The organism is Amycolatopsis sp. NPDC114484 (assembly GCF_055633755.1).
The window spans coordinates 36,344-56,815 of the sequence record NZ_JBVKDQ010000015.1 but is presented as its reverse complement, the minus strand read 5'-3'; the positions used below and the strand labels follow the sequence as shown (position 1 = coordinate 56,815).

General features: G+C 70.5%; 17 protein-coding genes. 11 read left to right on the top strand and 6 right to left on the bottom strand.

The features are described 5' to 3' along the window. Window positions 1-27: 27 nt before the first annotated feature. Window positions 28-999 (top strand): COX15/CtaA family protein, encoded by a 972-nt coding sequence (locus tag ACZ7SW_RS30990; RefSeq protein ID WP_470233892.1) that lies wholly within the window; start codon window positions 28-30, stop codon window positions 997-999. A 426-nt stretch (window positions 1,000-1,425) separates the two neighbouring features. After that, the gene (locus tag ACZ7SW_RS30985; protein WP_470233891.1) at window positions 1,426-2,361 is read left to right on the top strand and encodes an acyl-CoA desaturase; all 936 of its coding nucleotides are present in this window, start codon (window positions 1,426-1,428) and stop codon (window positions 2,359-2,361) included. Window positions 2,362-2,378: 17 nt separating this feature from the next. Here ACZ7SW_RS30985 and ACZ7SW_RS30980 read toward each other — a convergent pair whose 3' ends face one another. Next, the gene (locus tag ACZ7SW_RS30980) at window positions 2,379-3,242 is read right to left on the bottom strand and encodes an ATP-grasp domain-containing protein (protein WP_470233890.1); all 864 of its coding nucleotides are present in this window, start codon (window positions 3,240-3,242) and stop codon (window positions 2,379-2,381) included. Continuing rightward, window positions 3,239-3,556: a hypothetical protein gene (locus ACZ7SW_RS30975; protein ID WP_043827449.1), complete on the bottom strand. Its 318-nt coding sequence runs from the start codon at window positions 3,554-3,556 to the stop codon at window positions 3,239-3,241. Before ACZ7SW_RS30975 ends, ACZ7SW_RS30980 begins: the two co-directional genes overlap by 4 nt. A 92-nt stretch (window positions 3,557-3,648) precedes the next feature. On the opposite strand from ACZ7SW_RS30975, the gene ACZ7SW_RS30970 reads away from it, so the two are divergent. Next, window positions 3,649-4,620 carry a quinone oxidoreductase family protein gene (locus tag ACZ7SW_RS30970; RefSeq protein WP_470233889.1) on the top strand — a complete coding sequence of 324 codons (972 nt, stop codon included), beginning with the start codon at window positions 3,649-3,651 and terminating at the stop codon, window positions 4,618-4,620. 11 nt (window positions 4,621-4,631) lie between these two features. Here ACZ7SW_RS30970 and ACZ7SW_RS30965 read toward each other — a convergent pair whose 3' ends face one another. From ACZ7SW_RS30965 to ACZ7SW_RS30955, 3 genes are all read right to left on the bottom strand, one after another. Then, complete coding sequence (locus ACZ7SW_RS30965; RefSeq protein ID WP_470233888.1) at window positions 4,632-5,138, bottom strand: FKBP-type peptidyl-prolyl cis-trans isomerase; 507 nt, start codon at window positions 5,136-5,138, stop codon at window positions 4,632-4,634. Between the two features lie 62 nt (window positions 5,139-5,200). Then, window positions 5,201-7,450, bottom strand: coding sequence for a HelD family protein (locus ACZ7SW_RS30960; protein WP_470233887.1), 2,250 nt, complete (start codon window positions 7,448-7,450; stop codon window positions 5,201-5,203). Between the two features lie 98 nt (window positions 7,451-7,548). Further along, window positions 7,549-8,529 carry a heme o synthase gene (locus ACZ7SW_RS30955; protein ID WP_470233886.1) on the bottom strand — a complete coding sequence of 327 codons (981 nt, stop codon included), beginning with the start codon at window positions 8,527-8,529 and terminating at the stop codon, window positions 7,549-7,551. A 440-nt stretch (window positions 8,530-8,969) separates the two neighbouring features. Here ACZ7SW_RS30955 and tkt point away from each other — a divergent pair, with 440 nt between their 5' ends. From tkt to pgl, 6 genes are read left to right on the top strand one after another with little or no spacing between them, the layout of a single operon-like run. After that, the gene (tkt, locus tag ACZ7SW_RS30950; RefSeq protein WP_470233885.1) at window positions 8,970-11,069 is read left to right on the top strand and encodes a transketolase; all 2,100 of its coding nucleotides are present in this window, start codon (window positions 8,970-8,972) and stop codon (window positions 11,067-11,069) included. Window positions 11,070-11,081: 12 nt separating this feature from the next. Further along, complete coding sequence (tal, locus tag ACZ7SW_RS30945; protein WP_470233884.1) at window positions 11,082-12,191, top strand: transaldolase; 1,110 nt, start codon at window positions 11,082-11,084, stop codon at window positions 12,189-12,191. 10 nt (window positions 12,192-12,201) lie between these two features. Next, window positions 12,202-13,833 (top strand): glucose-6-phosphate isomerase, encoded by a 1,632-nt coding sequence (locus tag ACZ7SW_RS30940; RefSeq protein ID WP_470233883.1) that lies wholly within the window; start codon window positions 12,202-12,204, stop codon window positions 13,831-13,833. Further along, window positions 13,830-15,356 (top strand): glucose-6-phosphate dehydrogenase, encoded by a 1,527-nt coding sequence (zwf, locus tag ACZ7SW_RS30935; protein WP_470233882.1) that lies wholly within the window; start codon window positions 13,830-13,832, stop codon window positions 15,354-15,356. The genes ACZ7SW_RS30940 and zwf overlap by 4 nt, the downstream gene beginning before the upstream one ends. Beyond that, entirely contained in the window at window positions 15,353-16,372 is a 1,020-nt protein-coding gene (gene opcA, locus ACZ7SW_RS30930; protein WP_470233881.1) for a glucose-6-phosphate dehydrogenase assembly protein OpcA, read from the top strand. The genes zwf and opcA overlap by 4 nt, the downstream gene beginning before the upstream one ends. Then, on the top strand, window positions 16,369-17,142 hold the full coding sequence (pgl, locus tag ACZ7SW_RS30925) for a 6-phosphogluconolactonase (protein ID WP_370938736.1): 774 nt from the start codon (window positions 16,369-16,371) through the stop codon (window positions 17,140-17,142). The genes opcA and pgl overlap by 4 nt, the downstream gene beginning before the upstream one ends. A 130-nt stretch (window positions 17,143-17,272) precedes the next feature. Here the strand turns inward: pgl and ACZ7SW_RS30920 are convergent, their stop codons facing one another. Next, window positions 17,273-17,932: a GntR family transcriptional regulator gene (locus ACZ7SW_RS30920; protein WP_470234095.1), complete on the bottom strand. Its 660-nt coding sequence runs from the start codon at window positions 17,930-17,932 to the stop codon at window positions 17,273-17,275. Between the two features lie 90 nt (window positions 17,933-18,022). On the opposite strand from ACZ7SW_RS30920, the gene ACZ7SW_RS30915 reads away from it, so the two are divergent. Together ACZ7SW_RS30915 and ACZ7SW_RS30910 are read left to right on the top strand one after the other, a co-directional pair. Continuing rightward, on the top strand, window positions 18,023-18,562 hold the full coding sequence (locus tag ACZ7SW_RS30915) for a YbhB/YbcL family Raf kinase inhibitor-like protein (protein ID WP_470233880.1): 540 nt from the start codon (window positions 18,023-18,025) through the stop codon (window positions 18,560-18,562). 436 nt (window positions 18,563-18,998) lie between these two features. Next, complete coding sequence (locus tag ACZ7SW_RS30910; RefSeq protein WP_470233879.1) at window positions 18,999-20,201, top strand: sensor histidine kinase; 1,203 nt, start codon at window positions 18,999-19,001, stop codon at window positions 20,199-20,201. Window positions 20,202-20,472 lie beyond the last annotated feature (271 nt).

Sequence of the window (20,472 nt, the reverse complement as noted above, 5' to 3'; positions counted from 1 at the left end):
GAAAACGCGCGCGAGTATTCTTTCCGCGTGTCCCTTCGCAGTTTGATCGCCCGCCTGCCGTATCCGTCCGCCGCGGTCCAGCGCGGCGTCGGGATCGCCGCGGTGGTCACGCAGGCAGGCATCGGCGTCACCGGTTCCGTGGTGCGGGTGACCGGGTCCGGGCTGGGATGCCCGACCTGGCCGCAGTGCGTCGCGGGCAGCCTGGTGCCGGTGCGGCACTCCGGCATCGACGCGGTCACGCAGTGGATCGAGTTCTCGAACCGGATGCTGACCGGCGTCGTCATCGTGGTGGCGGCACTGGCCGTGCTCACCGCGTGGCGGATCCAGATCGACCACCCGGAACGCAAGCGGCTGGTGAAGCTCGCCTGGACGATGCCCGGAGGCGTCGTGCTGCAGGCGGTCATCGGCGGGCTGACCGTGCTGGCGAAACTGGAATGGTGGACGGTCGCGATCCACTTCCTGGCCTCCACCCCGCTGGTGTGGCTGGCGGTCATGCTGCTGAAGGCGTTCCGAGAAGGAGACGAACCGGCGCGCCCCCTGGTCCCGAAGCTGGGACGGCGGATGCTGGTGCTGCTGACGGTGCTGATGTGGGCGGTCCTGATCGCCGGCACGACAGTCACCGGCGCGGGCCCGCACGGCGGGGACGTGAACACGCATCGCCTCGACGCCCCGATCGAGCAGCTGGCGCGGGTCCACAGCGCCCTGCTGATCGCTTACCTCGTGGTGCTGGCGGTCTTCGGGCTCACGCTGATGCGCGTCGGTGCACCGAAGAGCGTGTGGCGGCGGTATGCCTGGGGGTGGATTGTCGCGCTGCTGCAGGGTGTTCTGGGGACGGTGCAGTACGCGCTGGGCGTGCCCGAGGCGATGGTGTCGTTCCACGTGCTGGGGTCGGCGCTGGTGATCATCGTGACGGCGGTGCTGTGGACGGGGACTCGCGACCGGGGGCCGGTGACTTCGCTGGAGCCCGCGGAGAAGCGGGAACTCGCGGCCGCGAACTGACGCGCTGCCGGAGCCTCGGCTCCAGTGACCGCCGTGGCATCGGGTCCACATCCACGCGACAGAAACTCGCCACCCGAACCGACGATCCCGCGCCACTGAACACCAGCCCAGAGCCGCCGGAACGAAAGCATCCGTCCCCCGGGCTCGCCACCCGCAGCTGCCTCTCCTCCACCCGGCCGCGGCCAACCCGCCAACGCCAACGGACGGCCCCGCGCACCGCTGACCACCGGCCCGGAACGACAGCGTCCGATCCCCGCCCTCGCCACCACCCACAGCTGCCTCCCCGCCACCCGACCGCCGCCAACTCGCCACCGCGAACTGACGGTCATCCGGGCGTAACTGGGCGTCGGCCCGGCGGACAGGTCGGCGGCTTACCGTCATCGCCGTCCGGCTTTCCGAACGCCCCGAAAAGCCCGAGGTGCCGCCATGCCGACCGCCCCTGCCCGTCCCGGCAAACCCCTTCTCTCCGGCCGGCGCGGGACGGCCGAGATGATCGTGCTCAAGACGTTCCTGCTCGTGCCGTTCGCCGCGCTGATCGCCGCCGTGCCATTGCTGTGGGGATGGGGCATCGGCTGGACCGACCTGATCCTCGCGACCGTCTTCTACGTGCTCGCGACGCTCGGCGTGACCGTCGGGTACCACCGCTACTTCACCCACGGCGCCTTCAAAGCGAGCCGCCCGCTGCGGATCGCGCTCGCGATCGCGGGGAGCATGGCCGTGCAGGGTTCGGTGATTTTCTGGGTCGCGAGCCACCGCCGCCACCACGCGTTCTCCGACCGCGAGGGCGATCCGCATTCGCCGTGGCTCTTCGGCACCTCGCCCGCCGCGCTGCTGCGCGGGTTCTGGCACGCGCACATGGGCTGGATGTTCCAGCGCGAGGTCACCAACGCCGACCGCTTCGCGCCGGACCTCGTCAGCGACCGCGATCTGCGGCTGGTGAACCGGTTCTTCTGGCTGTGGATCACGCTGAGCCTCGCCCTGCCCGCCGCGCTCGGCTGGGCGTTCAGCGGCACCTGGCAGAGCGCGCTGACGGCGTTCTTCTGGGCCGGGCTGGTGCGGATCGCGTTCCTGCACCACGTGACCTGGTCGGTGAACTCGGTGTGCCACCTGATCGGCGACCGCCCGTTCGCGAGCCGCGACCGCGCGGCGAACTTCTGGCCGCTGGCGCTGCTGTCCATGGGCGAGTCGTGGCACAACTCCCACCACGCCGACCCGACCTGCGCCCGGCACGGCGTGCTGCGCGGGCAGGTGGACGTCTCGGCGCGGGTGATCTGGGCGTTCGAGAGGCTCGGCTGGGCGAGCGACGTCCGCTGGCCCCGGGCGGAACGGCTCGCCGCGAAACGCGTGCAGCAGCCCGGATAAGCATCGCCGGACCCGAGCTAGGCCAGCTGCTGCCGCACCGCGGACGCGAACCGCAGCGGCGCGCCCGCGTCCGCGTGCCGGAAGCCCAGCGAAGGCTCAGTCAACTCCAGCTCCAGCACCAGCGGACGCCCGTCGTCCCCGCGGACCAGATCCACCCGCGCGTACAGGAGTTCCGCCCGCAAAATCCCCAGCAACCCGCAAGCAGCGTCCAGCGCGTCCTCCGCCGCCGCCCGCACCTCCGGGGCCGGAACCGCCGCCGACAGCCGTTCTTCCCGGTACAGTCCGGAAGAGTCCACTTCGGACTCCAGCGTCGCGGATTTCGTGAAGGCGTGCGAATAAACGCCGCCGAAGTACGTCACCGCGATCTCGCCCTGAGTGTCCACACTGGACTGATACGGCTGCACGAGAGCGGTGCGCCCGTCGTCGTGCAAAGCGCGCAGATGCTTCTCCGCCTCAGCGCCGGCAGCGTCGAACCGGGCAGCGGCACGGCCTCCCGCGCCCACCGAAGGCTTCACCACGAACGGCTTCTTCGGCCAGCGCGGCTTCTCCCCCGGCGGCACGATCTCGACCGGCACCGTCGGCACGCCCGCGTCGAGCAGTTCGCCGAGGTACGTCTTGTCGGTGTTCCAGCGCACGACCGCGGCCGGATTGCTCAGCCCCGGCACGTCCTCGCACCAGCGGAGAAACTCGTCGCGGCGCTCCGGGTAATCCCAGGCGGCCCGCAGCACGACGATGTCCGCCGAACCGAAGTCGGCGTCCGAATCCCAGGCCGCCCAGCTCACCGCGAACCCGAGGTCCGCGAGCGCGGGCAGCACCGCGGCCTCGTCGCCGTCTCCCTCGGGCAGAGCGGCGCAGCCGACGAATATCGCCGAGCGGGTCACCGGCCCGCTCGCGGCCCGGCCATCTTGCGCCGGTGCGCGGCGCCGATCTTGACCGTCTTCACGGTTTCGCTGTCCCACTCCGCGGCCTCGAGGTCGTCGACCCCGGCGACCAGCGCGTTCCCGGTCTCGACCCCGGCGACCAGCACGTCGCCCATCGCCCCGTCCGGGCCCACGAGCACGACCCGCGCGCCGGCCAGGCCGATGTTCTCGACCACGGCGCGCGACGGTTTTCCGTGCTTCGCCACGAAGTCGCGGGCGGACGCCAGCTGGCGGGCAGTCGGCGCGGTCGGCGTGTTTTCGGTCTCCTCAGCCACGTCCGGAGCTTAACCCGAGACCCCCGCCCCCGCGGCCCGACCGTGTTCTCGGCCATAGTGGACGCCAGACGCGCACATCTCGAGGAGGAACCATGCCGACCGCAGTGCAGGTGAGCCGGACCGGCGGCCCGGAAGTGCTGGAACTGGCCGAGATCGAGCCCGGCCCGCCCGGCGCGGGCGAACTGCTGGTCGACCTCGCCGCGGCGGGTGTCAACTACATCGACACCTACCAGCGCCAGGGCATCTACCCGATCGACCTGCCGTTCGTGCTCGGTTCCGAGGGCGCCGGGACGGTCGTGGAGACCGGCGAGGGCGTCACCGAATTCTCCCCCGGCGACCGGGTGACCTGGCAGGGCGTGCTCGGCAGCTACGCCCAGCGCGCGGTGGTCCCGGCCAGCGCCACGGTGAAGGTGCCGGACGGCGTGTCCGACGAGACCGCCGCGGCCACGATGCTGCAGGGCATGACGGCGCACTACCTGGTGCGTTCGACCTACGAAGTGCGGGCAGGCGACGACATCCTCGTCCACGCCGCGGCCGGCGGCGTCGGTTTGCTGCTGGTGCAGCTGGCGAAGGCGCGCGGCGCGCGAGTCCTGTGCACCGTGTCCACCGACGAGAAGGCCGAATTGGCTCGCGGTGCCGGCGCGGACCACGTGATCCGTTACGACCGGGAAGACTTCGCCGCCGTGACCCGTGAGCTGACCAACGGCGAGGGCGTCGCCGTGGTCTACGACGGCGTCGGCAAGAGCACCATCGACGGGAGCCTCGCCAGCCTGAAGATCCGCGGCACGCTGGCGCTGTTCGGCGCGGCCAGCGGCCCGGTGCCGCCGATCGACCCGCAGCGGCTCAACTCCGGCGGCTCGCTGTTCCTGACCCGCCCGACGCTCGGCCACTACCTGCGCACCCGCGAGGAACTCGACTGGCGCGCCAGCGAACTGTTCGCCGCCGTGCAGGACGGTTCGCTGAACGTCCGCATCGGCGGCCGCTACCCGCTCGCCGACGCCCGCAAGGCCCACGAGGACCTGCAGGGACGCCGGACGACCGGGAAGCTCCTGCTGATTCCGTAAGTCAGCGTGACTCAGGAAACCGAGAGCGCGTCGGTGACGAACACCAGCGTTTCGTTGGGCGCGATGCCGCGTCCGCCGTCCTTGTAGGCGAGGGCGGGCGGGATGATCATCAGCCGCCGCCCGCCCTGTTTGACGCCGACGAGGCCCTGGTCCCAGCCGTCGATCACCTGTCCGGCGCCGAGGTCGAGGCCGAACGGCTCGCCGCGGTCGAACGAGCTGTCCAGCTTCTTCTTGTTCGACCAGGTGACGACCAGGTAGTTCATCGACAGCTTCGACCCGGCGGCCGCGGCCTTCCCGGCACCCGCCGAGAGGTCCTTGGTGAGCAGCTTCTTCGGCGGGGCGCAGTCGTCCGGGACGGTGATCGTCGGCACCTGGCCGAAGTTCCCGGTGGTCTTGATGTCGTCCGCGGTGCACTCGCGGCTCGGGGCCGCGTCGCTGTCGCCGCCGCAGGCCGTGAGGCCGAACGCGGCGACCGCCACGACCGCGCCGAGGACAGCTGTCCTGCCGATGTTCTGCATGCTTGACTGTATCCGCACGGCGCAGCCGTTCCGTTGAGGGCGGGGGCGGGGCGGGGTCCGGGTTAACCAAGCCCGCCGAGCGCGGGCACCGCCGGACCGGTCCGCACCACGCCGAGCCGCTGCGTCGCCCGGGTCAGCGCCACGTACAGGTCGTTGAGCCCGCGCGGCGACCCCGCCACGATCTCGTCCGGCGACACCAGCACGACCCCGTCGAACTCCAGCCCCTTGGAACGGTCGACGGTCAGCACGCTCAGCCGTTCGTCCTCGGGAAGCAGCTTCCGCACCTCGTCCACGCGCGAGCCAGGCACCAGCACCGCGACCGTCCCACCGTCCACAGCGGACAGTTCCGCGCTCACCAGCGCGGGCAGTTCCTCGTCCAGCGAAACGACTTCCACGCCCCACGGCGGAACCCCGGTCTCCCGCACCGACACCGGCGCGGCCAAGTCCACGTCGAGTTCGGCGAGCACGCCCGCCGCCACCGCCATGATCTCCGCCGGGGTCCGGTAGTTCACCGTCAGCTGCTCAAGCCGCCAGCGGTCCGCGACGTAGGGCGACAGCACCTCGTCCCAGGTCCGCGCTCCCCCGGCGGCCCCGGTCTGCGCGACGTCGCCAACCAGTGTCATCGACCGGTTCGGCGTGCGGCGCATCAGCAGCCGCCAGTCCATCGCGGACAGTTCCTGCGCCTCGTCGACGATCACGTGCCCGAACGTCCACGTCCGGTCCTGCGCGGCACGCTGCGCCGCGGTCAGCTCGCTGCGCGCCTGCTGGCGTTCGGCGAACAACTCGGCGTCCAGCACGTCGGACACCCGAAGGATCTCCTCGTCCTGGATTTCCTCGTCCTGTTCAAGGATGTCCAGCACGCCCTCGGCATACGCCCGCTCGACGCGTTCGCGGCGCTTGTCCTCGGCCTCTTCTTCGGAGTCGTCGGTGCCGAGCAGCTCGGCCAATTCGTCGAGCAGCGGCACGTCGGCGGGCGTCCACTTCGCGTCGCGGCCGCTCTTCAGATGCTCGCGGTCCTCTTCGGACAGCAGCTCGCCCGCCGCCCGATCGAGGTGTTCGCGGTCGGCGAACAGGTCGTCCAGCAGGCCGCCCGGGGTGAGCTTCGGCCACAGCGAGTTCAGCGCGGCGGCTACCGCCGGGCTCGCCGCCAGCTCGGCACGGATGTCCTGGACGTCCTGCGCGTCCAGCAACTCCTCCCCCAACCCGCGCGCGGCCTGCCGGGTAAGCGCGTCGAGCACGTCGGAGACGAACAGCCTTCGCGCGAGGTTGTGCGGTCGCCGGGAGCGCCGCGCCCGGGTGCGAGCTTGCGCACAGGTCTTCCGGTCGAGCTTGAGGATCTCGCGTTCGTGCTCGATCTCGATCACCGGATCGGGTACACCTTGCCGATCCCGGACCGCCTTGGCCAGCACGTCGGCCATCACCAGCCGGCCCTTCACCTCAGCCGCTTCCGGAGTCTCCACGCCGTCGGCGTCCAAGCCCGGCCACAGCTGCCCGATGGTCGACAGCAGCACGCCGGTCTCGCCGAGCGACGGCAGCACCTGGCCGATGTAGCGCAGGAAGGTCGAGTTCGGCCCGACGACCAGCACGCCGCGCGTGGTCAGCTGCTGGCGGTGTGTGTAGAGCAGGTACGCCGCGCGATGCAGCGCGACCGCGGTCTTCCCGGTGCCCGGCGCGCCCTGCACCACCATCACCCCGCCCAGCGGCGCGCGGATGATCCGGTCCTGCTCGGCCTGGATGGTGGCGACGATGTCGGCCATCTCGCCGGTCCGGCGGCGCTCCAGCGCGGCCAGCAGCGCCGCCTCGCCGGCCAGCCCGAGGTCTTGGCCCTGGTCAGCGGCAGTCAGGTCGAGGATCTCGTCGTCGAACCCGGTGACGCGACGGCTCAGCGACCGCAGGTGCCGGCGGCGGCGAACCCCGTCCGGCGAAGCGGCGGTGGCGAGGTAGAACGGCCGCGCGACCGGCGCGCGCCAGTCGATCAGCAGCGGCCGGTAGTCGTCGTCCTCGTCGAACAGCCCGAGCCGTCCGATGTAGGCGGTCTCGTCGGTGTCTTCGGAGGTGCTGCCCGGCACGAAGTCCAGCCGCCCGAAGCACAATCCCTGCTCGACCGATCCGAGCTGGGCGAGCCGGTCGCTGTGCAGGGTCGTGGCGGCTTCGCGTTCGGTCCGCGCCTGCGGCGTCCCGCCGGTCTGGCGCAGGGTCTCGTCGAGGCGGCGCTGGGTCTGGGTGCGTTCGGAGTCGAGCTTCGCGAACAGGGCGTCGGTGTAGGCCTGTTCACGGCGCAGCTCGGCTTCGTAGGCCGGTTCCTCGGGCAAGGAAAGGTCCTGCTTTCAGGTCGGGATCGGGGCCGGAAGAGTGCAACCGGCGAGGATCCCGGGCCATTCCTGCCCGGTCCGAAACGGGTCAGAACGGGTCAGAAGGGCAGGCCGAGGACCGGCAAGCCGATCGCCGAGTCGACCGCCAGCGCGACGAACACGATCATCAGGTACGTGTTCGACCGGTGGAACAGCGCCATCGGCTTCGTTTCCTCGCCGCGGTGCACGGCGGCCTGCAGCCGGTGCGCGTAGAAGAGGAACCAGCCGCCGGCGAGGATCGCGAAGGTCGCGTACAGCCAGCTGGTGACCGGGAGCAGCAGCAGCGTCCAGGCGACCATCACCCACGAGTAGATGACGATCTGCCGGGCCACGTGCTCGGCGGTCGCGACGACCGGGAGCATCGGCACGCCCGCGCGCTCGTAGTCGTCGCGGTACTTCATGCCCAGCGCCCAGGTGTGCGGCGGGGTCCAGAAGAAGATCACGCCGAACATCACGAACGCGGGCCACTGCACGGTGCCGGTGACCGCGACCCAGCCGATCAGCACCGGCATGCAGCCCGCGGCTCCGCCCCAGACCACGTTCTGCGACGTCCGGCGCTTGAGGCCGAGGGTGTAGACGAAGATGTAGAACAGGATGGTCGCGATCGCGAGGACCGCCGCCAGCAGGTTCACCGTGAAGTACAGAACGGCGAACGAGGCGACGCCCAGCACGAGGCCGAAGATCAGCGCGTTGCGCCGCGGCACAGCGTCCTTCACCAGCGGGCGCCGCTTGGTGCGGTTCATGACCTTGTCGATGTCGCTGTCGATCACGCAGTTGAGCGCGTTCGCGCTGCCCGCGGCCATCGTGCCGCCGACCAGCGTCGCGACCACCAGCCACGGGTTCGGCACCTCGCGCCCGGCGAGGAACATCGCGGGGATCGTGGTGACGAGGAGAAGCTCGATCACGCGCGGCTTCGCCAGCGCGGCGTACGCGCCCGCCACCTGGCGGAAGCTTCGCCGGGCCCCGCGCGGTCGCCCGCCGTCCGGGGGTACGGCGCTGGTGTCTTCACTGCGTCCGTGCGCAGCGTTCACCAACGACATTTCTCTCCCTGAGTCAGTCCTGGGCCGGGCGGCCCGGAAGAAAGAGGCGGTGCTCGTGGATATCTTCCGTGCCTGGCCCGCGATCGATGTTAGACGTGGCGGACCGGCCCGACGCCCGCGGGTCCGGGACACGCCCGGCGGTGTCTTCTCCGTCACGTCGGCCGCGGCGGGGCGCGATGAGTCGCGAACGCCCGCGGCGGGTAGCCGAGAACGGGCAGGCGGGCAGGATCACCTCACCCGCAGGGCTGTCGCCCGCGCTCGCGCGCACGCGTACGCACTAGGGTGACAGCGTCGGGCCGCTCGCTCCGCCTGCAGAGCGCCGCCAGCAGGAATATCGTCCCTTCGGGATCGATTGAGATAACTGAGGGCGCACACCGCAGCACTTGAGCGGCACGCACGGAATACAGCCATCACTTCACCGACGCAGGAGTTCGAGTTCAGTGTCCGAAACCTCTAGCAGCGAGACCAACCCCTTGCTCCGGCGCAACCTGCCGGCCGACTGGACCGAGACCGACACCCGCGCCGTAGACACCGCCCGCGTGCTGGCCGCGGACGCCGTCGAAAACTGCGGCAGCGGGCACCCGGGCACTGCGATGAGCCTGGCGCCGCTGGCGTACACGCTGTTCCAGCGCACGATGCGGCACGACCCGGCCGACCCGGAGTGGCCCGCCCGCGACCGGTTCATCCTCTCCGCCGGGCACTCCAGCCTGACCCTCTACATCCAGCTTTACCTGGCCGGGTTCGGCCTGGAGCTGGAAGACCTCGAGCAGCTGCGCCGCTGGGGCTCCAAGACCCCGGGCCACCCGGAGTACCGGCACACCAAGGGCGTCGAGACCACCACCGGCCCGCTGGGCCAGGGCCTCGCGAACGGCGTCGGCATGGCGATGGCGGCGCGGCGCGAGCGCGGCCTGCTGGACCCGGACGCCCCGGCCGGCGAGAGCATCTTCGACCACCACATCTACGTGATCGCCTCCGACGGCGACATCGAAGAGGGCGTCACCTCCGAGGCCTCGTCCATCGCGGGCCGCCAGGAGCTGGGCAACCTGATCGTCTTCTACGACGACAACAAGATCTCCATCGAGGACGACACCAACATCGCGCTGTCCGAGGACGTCGCGAAGCGGTACGAGGCCTACGGCTGGCACGTGCAGACCGTCGAGGGCGGCGAGGACGTCGTCGCGCTCGAGGCGGCCATCAAGGCGGCGCAGGCCGAGACGCAGCGGCCGTCGTTCATCCAGGTGCGCACGATCATCGGCTACCCGGCCCCGACGAAGATGAACACCGGCAAGGCGCACGGCGCGGCGCTGGGCGCGGAAGAGGTCGCCGGCGTCAAGAAGGCGCTGGGCTTCGACCCGGAGAAGAACTTCGACGTCGACGAAGCGGTTCTCGCGCACACCCGCCAGGCGATCGAGCGCGGCGAGAAGCAGCGCGCCGAATGGCAGGAGCGCTACGAGGCGTGGGCCGCGGCGAACCCGGAGCGCAAGAAGCTGGCCGACCGGCTGTCGACCCGCACGCTGCCCGAGGGCTTCGCGGACAACCTGCCGACCTGGGAGCCGGACGCCAAGGGCGTCGCCACCCGCAAGGCCTCCGGCGAGGTGCTCAACGCGCTGGCCGAGCCGCTGCCCGAGCTGTGGGGCGGTTCCGCGGACCTCGCGGAGAGCAACAACACCACCATGAAGGGCGCCGACTCGTTCGGCCCGGCCGCGGCCGGCACCGACATGTGGAAGACCAACCCGTACGGCCGCACGCTGCACTTCGGCATCCGCGAGCACGCGATGGGCTCGATCCTCAACGGCATCGCGCTGCACGGCGGCACCCGCCCGTACGGCGCGACCTTCCTGACCTTCTCCGACTACATGCGCCCGCCGGTCCGGCTCGCCGCGCTGATGAAGGCCCCGGTCATCTACGTGTGGACGCACGACTCGATCGGTCTCGGCGAGGACGGCCCGACGCACCAGCCGATCGAGCAGGTCGCCGCGCTGCGCGCGATCCCGGGCCTCAACGTCGTCCGCCCGGCGGACGCCAACGAGACCGCGTACGCGTGGAAGGCCGTGCTGGAGGACGTGCACCACCCGTCCGGCTTCGCGCTGACCCGGCAGAACGTGCCGGTGCTGGAGGGCACGAACGCCGAGGGCGTCAAGAAGGGCGGCTACGTGCTGGCCGAGGCGTCCAACGGCACCCCGGAGGTCGTGCTGATCGCGACCGGTTCCGAGGTCCAGCTGGCCGTCGAGGCGCGCAAGACCCTCGAGGCCGACGGCATCCCCACCAGCGTGGTCTCGATGCCGTGTGTCGAGTGGTTCGACGCGCAGGACCAGGACTACAAGGACGCCGTCCTGCCGCCGACGGTCAAGGCCCGCGTTTCGGTCGAGGCCGGGATCGCGATGCCGTGGCAGCGCTTCACCGGCGACGCCGGCGAGAACGTGTCGATCGAGCACTACGGAGCCTCGGCCGACGCCGCGACGCTGTTCCGCGAGTTCGGCTTCACCGCCGAGGCCGTGGTCGACGCCGCCCGTCGTTCGATCGCCAACACCAAGAACTGAAAGGGGATCACGATGACTGACCGACTCGCACAGCTGTCCGAAGCAGGCGTCTCGATCTGGCTGGACGACCTTTCGCGGGAGCGCCTGAACTCGGGCAACCTCGCCGGGCTCGTCCGCGACAAGCACGTCGTCGGCGTGACCACCAACCCGACGATCTTCGCGAACGCGCTGTCGAACGGCGCCGCCTACGACGAGCAGGTCAACGAGCTCGCCGCGCGCGGCGCGGACCTCGACGGCACCGTCCGGGAGCTGACCACCACCGACGTGCGCAACGCCGCGGACCTGTTCCGCGACGTGTACAACGCCACGAACGGCGTCGACGGCCGCGTGTCCATCGAGGTGGACCCGCGCCTGGCGAAGGACACCGACAAGACGGTGGCCGAGGCCAAGGACCTGTGGAAGACCGTCGACCGGCCGAACGTGATGATCAAGATCCCGGCGACCGAAGAGGGCCTGCCCGCGATCACCGCGGTGCTCGCCGAGGGCATCAGCGTCAACGTCACGCTGATCTTCTCCGTCGAGCGCTACGAGGCCGTCATCAAGGCCTTCTTCGCCGGTCTGGAGCAGGCGAAGGCCAACGGCCACGACCTCAAGGGCATCCACTCGGTCGCGTCGTTCTTCGTGTCCCGTGTGGACAGTGAGGTCGACAAGCGGCTGAACGCGATCGGCACCGACGAGGCCAAGGCGCTGCTGGGCGAGGCGGCCATCGCCAACGCGCGGCTCGCGTACGCGGCCTTCGAGAAGCTGTTCGCCACCGACCAGTGGAAGGCGCTCGCCGAGGCGGGTGCGAACGCGCAGCGTCCGCTGTGGGCCTCCACCGGCGTGAAGGACCCGGCTTACTCCGACACCCGTTACGTCGACCAGCTCGTGGTCAAGGACGTCGTGAACACGATGCCCGAGAAGACCATGGACTCGGTCGCCGACCACGCCGAGATCACCGGCGACACGGTTTCCGGAAAGGGCGAGCAGGCGCAGGCGGTCTTCGACAAGCTGTCGGCGGCCGGCATCGACGTGCCGGACGTGTTCGTGACGCTGGAGACCGAGGGCGTCGAGAAGTTCGAGAAGTCCTGGCAGGAACTGCTGGACACGGTGACCGGGCAGCTGAACAAAGCGAGGGGCTGAACCAGAGACCATGAGCGGGGACGAAACCGGCGTCGTGATCGTCGACGCCGAACTGGCAGAAAAGGCAGCGCCGCTGGCGCAGCGGCTGGCCGCCGACGGCGCCGCTGCCAAGCTCGCCGCCAAGGACTCCACGCTGTGGGGTCCGGACGCCGAGTCCGAAGCGTCGATCCGATTGTCCTGGACGACGTTGCACAAGTCGTCGCGTCCGTTGATCGGGGAAATCGAAACGCTGCGCGCGGAACTGCGCAGCGAGGGCGTGGACCGCGTGGTGCTCGCCGGCATGGGCGGCTCGTCGCTCGCGCCGGAGGTCATCACCGCCACCGCCGGCGTCCCGCTCACGGTGCTCGACACGACCGACCCCGGCCAGGTGGCCGACGCGCTCGCGGGCGACCTCGAGCGCACGGTCATCGTGGTGTCGTCGAAATCCGGCGGCACCGTGGAGACCGACAGCCACCGCCGGATTTTCGCCAAGGCGTTCGCGGACGCCGGGATCGACGCGGCGCGGCGCATCGTCGTCGTCACCGATCCCGGCTCCCCGTTCTCCGAACTGGCGGAGAAAGAGGGCTACCGCAAGACCTTCCTCGCCGACCCGCACGTCGGCGGCCGCTACTCCGCGCTGACCGCGTTCGGCCTCGTGCCCGCCGGTCTCGCGGGCGCGGACATCGCGCGGCTGCTCGACCAGGCCGCGTCGGTGGCGGAAACGCTCGCCGAGGACACCGCGGAGAACCCGGCCGTGCAGCTGGCGGCGGCTTGGGGCGCGGCGCACGAAGCGGGCGCGGAGAAGGTCGTGTTAGCGGCAACGGATTCCGGCAGCTCGAACTATTTGCCTGGATTCCCGGACTGGGCGGAGCAACTGATCGCCGAATCCACCGGCAAACTCGGCACCGGCCTGCTGCCGGTGGCCGTCGAGGGCCCGGACGCTCCCGGGTTCGCCGACCACGGCAAGGACGCGACCGCGGTCGCGATCGGAGCCCCGGAAGGCGCGGCGCAGATCTCGGTGACCGGCCCGCTCGGCGCGCAGTTCCTGTTGTGGGAGTTCGCGACCGCGCTCGTCGGACGGCTGCTGGAGATCAACCCGTTCGACCAGCCGGACGTCGAGGCGGCCAAGAAGGCGGCTCGCGCGCTGCTGGACGACCCGGAGAAGCTGAAGGGCGGCGAAGCACCGGCCACTGTGGACGGTGCGGTCGAAGTCTTCGGCAGCGAAGGAGTTTCGACGGACGGCAAACTGGCCGACGTCCTGCGCGCGTTCTTCGGTTCGGTGGCCGACGGCGGGTACTTCGCCGTGCAGGCCTACCTCGACCGGCTGGACGACGCGTCGACTTCGTTGCTGCGCGCCGAAATCGCCAAGCGGACCGGCGTGCAGACCACGTTCGGCTGGGGCCCGCGGTTCCTGCACTCCACCGGGCAGTACCACAAGGGCGGCCACCAGAACGGCAGCTTCCTGCAGATCACCGGCGCCGTCGAGGACGACCTGCCGGTGCCGGACCGCCCGTACACGCTGGGGCAGCTCCAGCACGCGCAGGCGCTCGGCGACGGCCAGGTTCTCGCCGAGCACGGGCGTCCGGTGCTGCGGCTGCACCTGACCGACCGCGCCGCCGGGCTCGCCGAGCTCGTCCGGGCAGTGCAGGAGGCCGCCCAGTGACCTGGCGCAACCCGCTGCGGGATCCCCGCGACAAGCGGCTGCCGCGGATCGCCGGGCCGTCGAGCCTGGTGATCTTCGGAGTCACCGGCGACCTGGCGCGCAAGAAGCTCATGCCCGCCATCTACGACCTCGCGCACCGCGGGCTGCTGCCCGCCGGGTTCTCGCTGGTCGGTTTCGCCCGCCGGGACTGGGAACACCAGGACTTCGGCGAGCTGGTGCACGATTCGGTGCGGGAGCACGCGCGGACGCCGTTCAAGGAGTCGGTGTGGAACCGGCTCGCCGAAGGAATCCGGTTCGTCCAGGGCACTTTCGACGACGACGACGCCTTCGACCGGCTCGCGCAGACCGTGCGCGAGCTGGACGAGGAACGCGGCACCGGCGGCAACACGGCGTTCTACCTGTCGATCCCGCCGGGCGCGTTCCCGGTGGTGACCAAGCAGCTGGCGCGCTCGGGCCTCGCGCAGGCCGACGAGAACACCTGGCGGCGCGTGGTCATCGAGAAGCCGTTCGGCCACGATCTCAAGAGCGCCAAGGAGCTCAACGCGATCGTGAACGACGTCTTCCCCGAGGAGTCGGTGTTCCGCATCGACCACTACCTCGGCAAGGAGACGGTGCAGAACATCCTGGCGCTGCGCTTCGCGAACCAGCTGTTCGAGCCGATCTGGAACGCCAACTTCATCGACCACGTGCAGATCACCATGGCCGAGGACATCGGCCTCGGCGGCCGCGCGGGGTACTACGACGGGATCGGCGCCGCGCGCGACGTCATCCAGAACCACCTGCTGCAGCTGCTCGCCTTCACCGCGATGGACGAGCCGCTTTCCTTCGAGCCCAAGGCGTTGCGCTCGGAGAAGGCCAAGGTGCTGGCGGCGACCAAGCCGATGCTGCCGCTGGACCAGACCACCGCGCGCGGGCAGTACGCGGGCGGCTGGCAGGGCGGCACCAAGGTGCCCGGGCTGTTGCAGGAAGCGGGATTCGCGAAGGACTCGACCACCGAGACCTACGCCGCGGTGACGCTGGAGGTGCAGAACCGCCGCTGGGCGGGCGTGCCGTTCTACCTGCGCACCGGCAAGCGGCTCGGCCGTCGCGTCACCGAGATCGCGGTCGTGTTCAAGCGCGCGCCGCACCTGCCGTTCGACTCCACCTCCACCGAGGAGCTGGGGCAGAACGCGCTGGTCATCCGCGTGCAGCCGGACGAGGGCATCACGCTGCGGTTCGGCTCGAAGGTGCCGGGGACCACGATGGAGGTCCGCGACGTCACGATGGACTTCGGCTACGGCCACGCGTTCACCGAATCGTCGCCGGAGGCCTACGAGCGGCTGATCCTGGACGTGCTGCTGGGCGAGCCGTCGCTGTTCCCGGTGAACGAGGAAGTCGAGCTGTCGTGGGAAATCCTCGACCCGGTGCTCTCGCACTGGGCGAAGCTCGGCACCGCGCCGGAGCAGTACCCGCCGGGCAGCTGGGGACCGAAGTCCGCGGACGAAATGATGGAACGTACCGGCAGGCACTGGAGGCGTCCGTGATCATCGACCTGCCGTCGACCACGACGTCGGCGCTGAACAAGAAACTGGTGGAGATCCGCGAGCAGGGCGGCCAGGTCGCGCTCGGCCGGGTGCTGACGCTGGTGATCGTCGCGGATGACGACGCCAAGCTCGAGGAAGCCATCGAGGCCGCGAACGACGCCAGCCGCGAGCACCCGTCGCGGGTGATCGTCTTGGCGAAGGGCGCGCGCACGGCCGCGCCGCGCATAGACGGCCAGATCCGCGTCGGCGGCGACGCCGGCGCGAGCGAGGTCATCGTGCTGCGGCTGTACGGTCCGCTGGCCGCGCAGGGGCAGAGCGCCGTGGTGCCGCTGCTGTTGCCGGACGCGCCGATCGTCACCTGGTGGCCCGGGGCCGGTCCGAAGGCCCCCGCGGAGGATCCGCTCGGCCATCTGGCACAGCGGCGGATCACCGACTCCGCCGCGGAAAAGAGCCCGATAAGGTCTCTCACCACGCGTGCGAAGTCCTATGTGGAGGGTGACACCGACCTGGCGTGGACCCGGCTGACCCACTGGCGGGCACAGCTGGTGTCGGCGCTGGACCTCCCGCCGTACGAGAAGATCACGAGCGCCACGGTGACCGGCGAGGCCGATTCGCCGTCCACCGAACTGCTCGCGGGCTGGCTCGCCGAGTACCTCAAGGCACCGGTGCACCGGGTCAAAAGCTCGAGCGCGCAGGGCATCATCTCGGTGAAGCTGGAGCGGAAATCGGGCGCGGTGGAGCTGACGCGGCCGGACGGGCGGGTCGGCACGCTGACCCAGCCGGGCCAGCCGACGCGGCGGATCGCGTTGCAGCGGCGCAGCAATCCGGAGTGCCTCGTGGAGGAACTCCGGCGGCTCGACCCGGACGAGATCTACGAGGCGGCGCTGCACGGGCTGCACAAGATCGCGGCGTCCAACGGGTCCAAGCCCGCTGCCGCCAAGGCTCCCGCCGCCAAGCCCGCGGCGGCGAAGCCGAAGGCGACCGGCCGGAAGACGGCGGAAAAGAGCGCCTCATGAGCCGGACCGAGGTCGTCGTCTACGAGAACCCGGACCTGCTGGCCGCGGCCGCTGCGGCCCGCCTGGTGACCCGCATCGTCGACGTGCAGGCAGCTCGCGGTGCGGCGTCGGTGGTGCTCACCGGCGGCGGCACCGGCATCGCCGTGCTGCGGGAGCTGCGGGAGTCGAGCGCGCGGGACGCGATCGACTGGTCGCGGTTGGACATCTACTGGGGCGACGAGCGCTTCGTCCCGGCGGATTCGGACGAGCGCAACGAGAAGGGCGCGCGCGAAGCCCTGCTCGACCACGTGCCGCTGGCTCCGGAGCGGGTGCACGCGATGGCCCCGTCGGACGGCGAGTTCGGCGACGACGTCGACGCGGCCGCCGAGGCCTACGCGAAGGTCCTCTCCGACGCGGCGGGCCCCGGCGCGGACGTGCCGGAGTTCGACATCATGCTGCTGGGCCTCGGCGGCGAGGGCCACACGGCGTCGCTGTTCCCGGAAACCGCCGAGGTGCGCGAAACACAGCGCTCGGTGGTGCCGGTCCGCGACTGCCCGAAGCCCCCGCCGACGCGTGTGTCGCTTACGCTGCCCGCTATCCGCCGCGCCCGCGAGGTGTGGCTGATGACGGCAGGCACCGCCAAGGCGGACGCGGTCGCGCAGGCGCTGGCCGGTGCGCCAGAAACGCAGATCCCCGTCTCGGGCGCTCGCGGCTACCGGCGGACACTGTGGCTCCTGGACCGCGAGGCGGCCGGGAAGCTGACGAAGGTGTACGAGCCGCCAGCCGAGTAAGACTGTTTGCCGGAGGGGCTCCTCGCGCGTTGGCGCGGGGAGCCTTTTTCGTTGCGGGGCAAGGGAAGCGTGCGGGCAGGGGCCGTGCGCGCCTATCCCGGTTCTAACCGCGATCAACACTCACGAGCCGCTACTCCCCCGCCGCCTCCGCCCCGGTCAGCACCGCCGCCGTCGCCGCCAGGTGCTCCATCAGCAACCCCGCCGCTTCCTCCGGATCCCGGCCCAGCGCCGCCCGTTCCAGCCCCTCGTGCTGGGCGAGCACGTCCTCCACCGGGAGCCGGTGCGCCGGGTGCACCGTCCACCGCCGGGCCAGTTCGCTCGCCGTCCACATCCGGTCGAAATTCTCCAACAGCACCGCGTTCGCGCAGCCGTCGAGCAGCGTGCGGTGGAACAAGCGGTGCGCCTCCGCCCACGCAGCGGAGTAGTAGCTGCCCTCGTCGGGCACATACATCGGCGTCCGGGCGAGCCGGTGCCCCGCCGCGCGCACCCGCGTCTCCCACTCCAGATCGCCGCGCGCGACCGACAACCGCAGCATCGCGGGCTCGACCGTCTGGCGCGCCTCGATGATCTCCTGCCACCGCCGATCGGCGAGCGCCGGCACCGCGAAGCCGCGGTTCGTCAGCCGTTCCGCCAGCCCCTCCCCGGCCAACCGGACCAGTGCCTCCCGCACCACGGCGAGGCTGACCTCGTACCGCGCCGCCAGCTCCTGCGGTTTCAGCGCCTGCCCCGGCTCGACCTCGCCGCGCATGATCGCGGCGCGGACCTGGTCGTAGATCTGCTCGGACAGCATCTGCTTCATGCCCTCAGGATAGACGATCTGACAAATCATCGATTATTAATTCGATCGTCGATGAGGTATCGCTTCCAGCGAGAGGAACCCATGTCCGCCAACTCCCCGTTCGCGCGCCTTCCCGAGGTGCCGAGCTTCACCGTCACCAGCACGACCGTCGCCGACGGCGCGGCCTGGTCCGCCGAGCAGTTCTCCGGGATTTTCGGCGTGCCCGGCGGCAAGGACACGTCGCCGCAGCTGTCCTGGACCGGCGCGCCGGAAGGCACGAAGAGCTACGCCGTCACGGTCTACGACGCCGACGCGCCGACCGGCTCCGGCTTCTGGCACTGGGCCGTCGCCGATGTCCCCGGCACCGTCGCCGACCTGCCGGAAGGCGCGGGCGACGACACCGGCTCCGACCTGCCCGACGACGCTTTCCAGCTGCGCAACGACGCCGGGGCCGCGCGTTTCATCGGCGCGGCCCCGCCCGCCGGCCACGGCGAACACCGCTACTTCGTCGTCGTGCACGCCTTGGACGTCGAGACGATCGGCGTCCCGGCCGACGCGACGCCCGCCGTCCTCGGGTTCACCATGTTCGGCCACGTGCTCGGCCGCGCGGTGCTCGTCGCGACCGCGGAGACGCCCGCGTAAGCCTCAACAGGCCCACTACCCGAAGGCCGCCGCGTCGTGCTCGCCACGACGCGGCGGCCTTCGACTGCGCTGCGACACATCCCGACCACCCGCACGGGTGATCTCTCCCCTGTTCGCGTGGTTCGGTTCCGGTCTCGACCTGGGCGGCAAATGGAGTAACTGACACTCCGCCAAAAAGCGGCTCACCAGTATGTGGGAACCGCCGTATGGTGAACATAAGGTGATGTGATCGACACTAGGTGATGTCGACCGCGCTTAGTTCATCCCGTTGGAGCAGTTGTGGAGATTACAACACCACAAGAACCACTCTGGGTGAAACTTACTGGCAACACACACGTTCCCGTTAGCATCCGCACATTTGTTCACCGCCGCGCGTCCCGATCGGGTGGCCGGAGCATCTCATCACTAAGTCCACAAGACGAATGGGGTCGCCGCGATGAGCACTGAGGGACTCTCGATTCCTGGCATCTCGATGAGCAGCTCCGCAGCGAGAGCGGCTCGGCGAGCCAGGCGCGCCAGCCTGACCGGCGCGTTCGCCGTGTTCCGGAAACCCCTCGTCGCGACGATCGCCGTCGAAGCGGTGGTCGTGCTGCTGGCGGTGCTCGACGTCTGGCTCGTCGTGCCGCCGAAGGCGCAGCCCTATTCGCTGTACCTGTCGGCCGCCGCGTGTCTCGCGGTCGTGGTGCGGCGGCGTTTCCCGTTCCTCGCGGTGCTCGCCGCGGTTCCGGGATTCTTGGCCGGATGGGCGCAGCTGGCGTCGATGCTCAACCTGGGCATGCTCGCGACGCGGCGGCAATTGCACTGGCAGACCTGGGTCGGCGCGGGATTGGTGTTCACCTGCCGGTTCGTGCGGTGGCCGCTGCCGGAGTTCGCGGAACTGAGCTGGCGCGAACACGTCCTCGACGGGATCTACGGCGTACTGGTCGCCGGAATGCCGATCGCGATCGGCCTGCTGATCGGGGCGCGCGCGGAGATCTCGGCGAAACTGCGCGAACTGGCGAAGAGCCGCGACCGCGAACGCCGCTTCCACGCCGACGCGGTCCGTGCCGAGGAACGCGCGCGGCTGGCCCGCGAAATGCACGACGTGGTGTCCCACCAGATCACGCTGATCGCCATGCAGGCCGGCGCGCTGCAGGCACAGGCCAAGGACGGCCCGGCGCTGGAGACGGCGCAGGTCATCCGCCAGCTGTCGACACGGACGCTGGAGGAACTGCGCTCCCTGGTGAGCGTCCTGCGCTCCGGCTCCGGAGACGACGGCCCGCGGCCCGGGATCGGAGAACTGGACCATCTCATCCGCGAGTGCGACGTGCCGGTGCAGCTGACCGTCGAGCAGCTCCCGGACACGTTGCCGAGCCAGGTCTCGGCTGCGGCGTACCGGACGGTGCAGGAATGCCTGACGAACGTCCACAAACACGCTCCCGGCGCGACGGCCACGATCCGCATCCACGCGGCGAGCGGCGCGCTGGACATCGAGGTGGAGAACGCCCGCGCCTGCCGCGCGGGCGAAGCGTTCCCGTCGGGCGGCCACGGACTCACCGGACTCGCCGAACGCGCCCGGCTGCTGGGCGGAAGCTTCGAAACATCCGGAACGGAGGACGGCGGGTTCCGGGTGCGGGCACGGTATCCGCTGGACCGCTGAGCCTGGGCCGGGATTGGCCTGGACCGGTCAAGAACCGGCTCGCGCCGGGGACTTGCCCACGCCGGAACGGAAACGTGCCTTTTCCGGAGGTCTAGACCTTGCCCTGACGGGCCTGGACCGCTTGGGCGGCAACCCGTCCCCGCGGTTCGCGGGGAACGTTCCTCGCCGGACTTAGCCGCCCGCTCTCGGTGGTCTGGACCTTCCGCTGGCCGGTGTGGACCATCCGGGCACACTCAGGCCCCCGCAGTCCGGACCGGAGCGTCTCCGCCGG

What these genes read in the sequence shown, in the direction of transcription:
- ACZ7SW_RS30985 (WP_470233891.1), top strand. Translation starts at nt 1,426, where the DNA reads ATGCCGACCGCCCCTGCCCGTCCCGGCAAACCCCTTCTCTCCGGCCGG.
- ACZ7SW_RS30920 (WP_470234095.1), bottom strand. Translation starts at nt 17,932, where the DNA reads ATGCTGTCCGAGCAGATCTACGACCAGGTCCGCGCCGCGATCATGCGC.
- ACZ7SW_RS30940 (WP_470233883.1), top strand. Translation starts at nt 12,202, where the DNA reads ATGAGCGGGGACGAAACCGGCGTCGTGATCGTCGACGCCGAACTGGCA.
- ACZ7SW_RS30955 (WP_470233886.1), bottom strand. Translation starts at nt 8,529, where the DNA reads ATGTCGTTGGTGAACGCTGCGCACGGACGCAGTGAAGACACCAGCGCC.
- ACZ7SW_RS30970 (WP_470233889.1), top strand. Translation starts at nt 3,649, where the DNA reads ATGCCGACCGCAGTGCAGGTGAGCCGGACCGGCGGCCCGGAAGTGCTG.
- tal (WP_470233884.1), top strand. Translation starts at nt 11,082, where the DNA reads ATGACTGACCGACTCGCACAGCTGTCCGAAGCAGGCGTCTCGATCTGG.
- ACZ7SW_RS30965 (WP_470233888.1), bottom strand. Translation starts at nt 5,138, where the DNA reads ATGCAGAACATCGGCAGGACAGCTGTCCTCGGCGCGGTCGTGGCGGTC.
- pgl (WP_370938736.1), top strand. Translation starts at nt 16,369, where the DNA reads ATGAGCCGGACCGAGGTCGTCGTCTACGAGAACCCGGACCTGCTGGCC.
- ACZ7SW_RS30910 (WP_470233879.1), top strand. Translation starts at nt 18,999, where the DNA reads ATGAGCACTGAGGGACTCTCGATTCCTGGCATCTCGATGAGCAGCTCC.
- ACZ7SW_RS30915 (WP_470233880.1), top strand. Translation starts at nt 18,023, where the DNA reads ATGTCCGCCAACTCCCCGTTCGCGCGCCTTCCCGAGGTGCCGAGCTTC.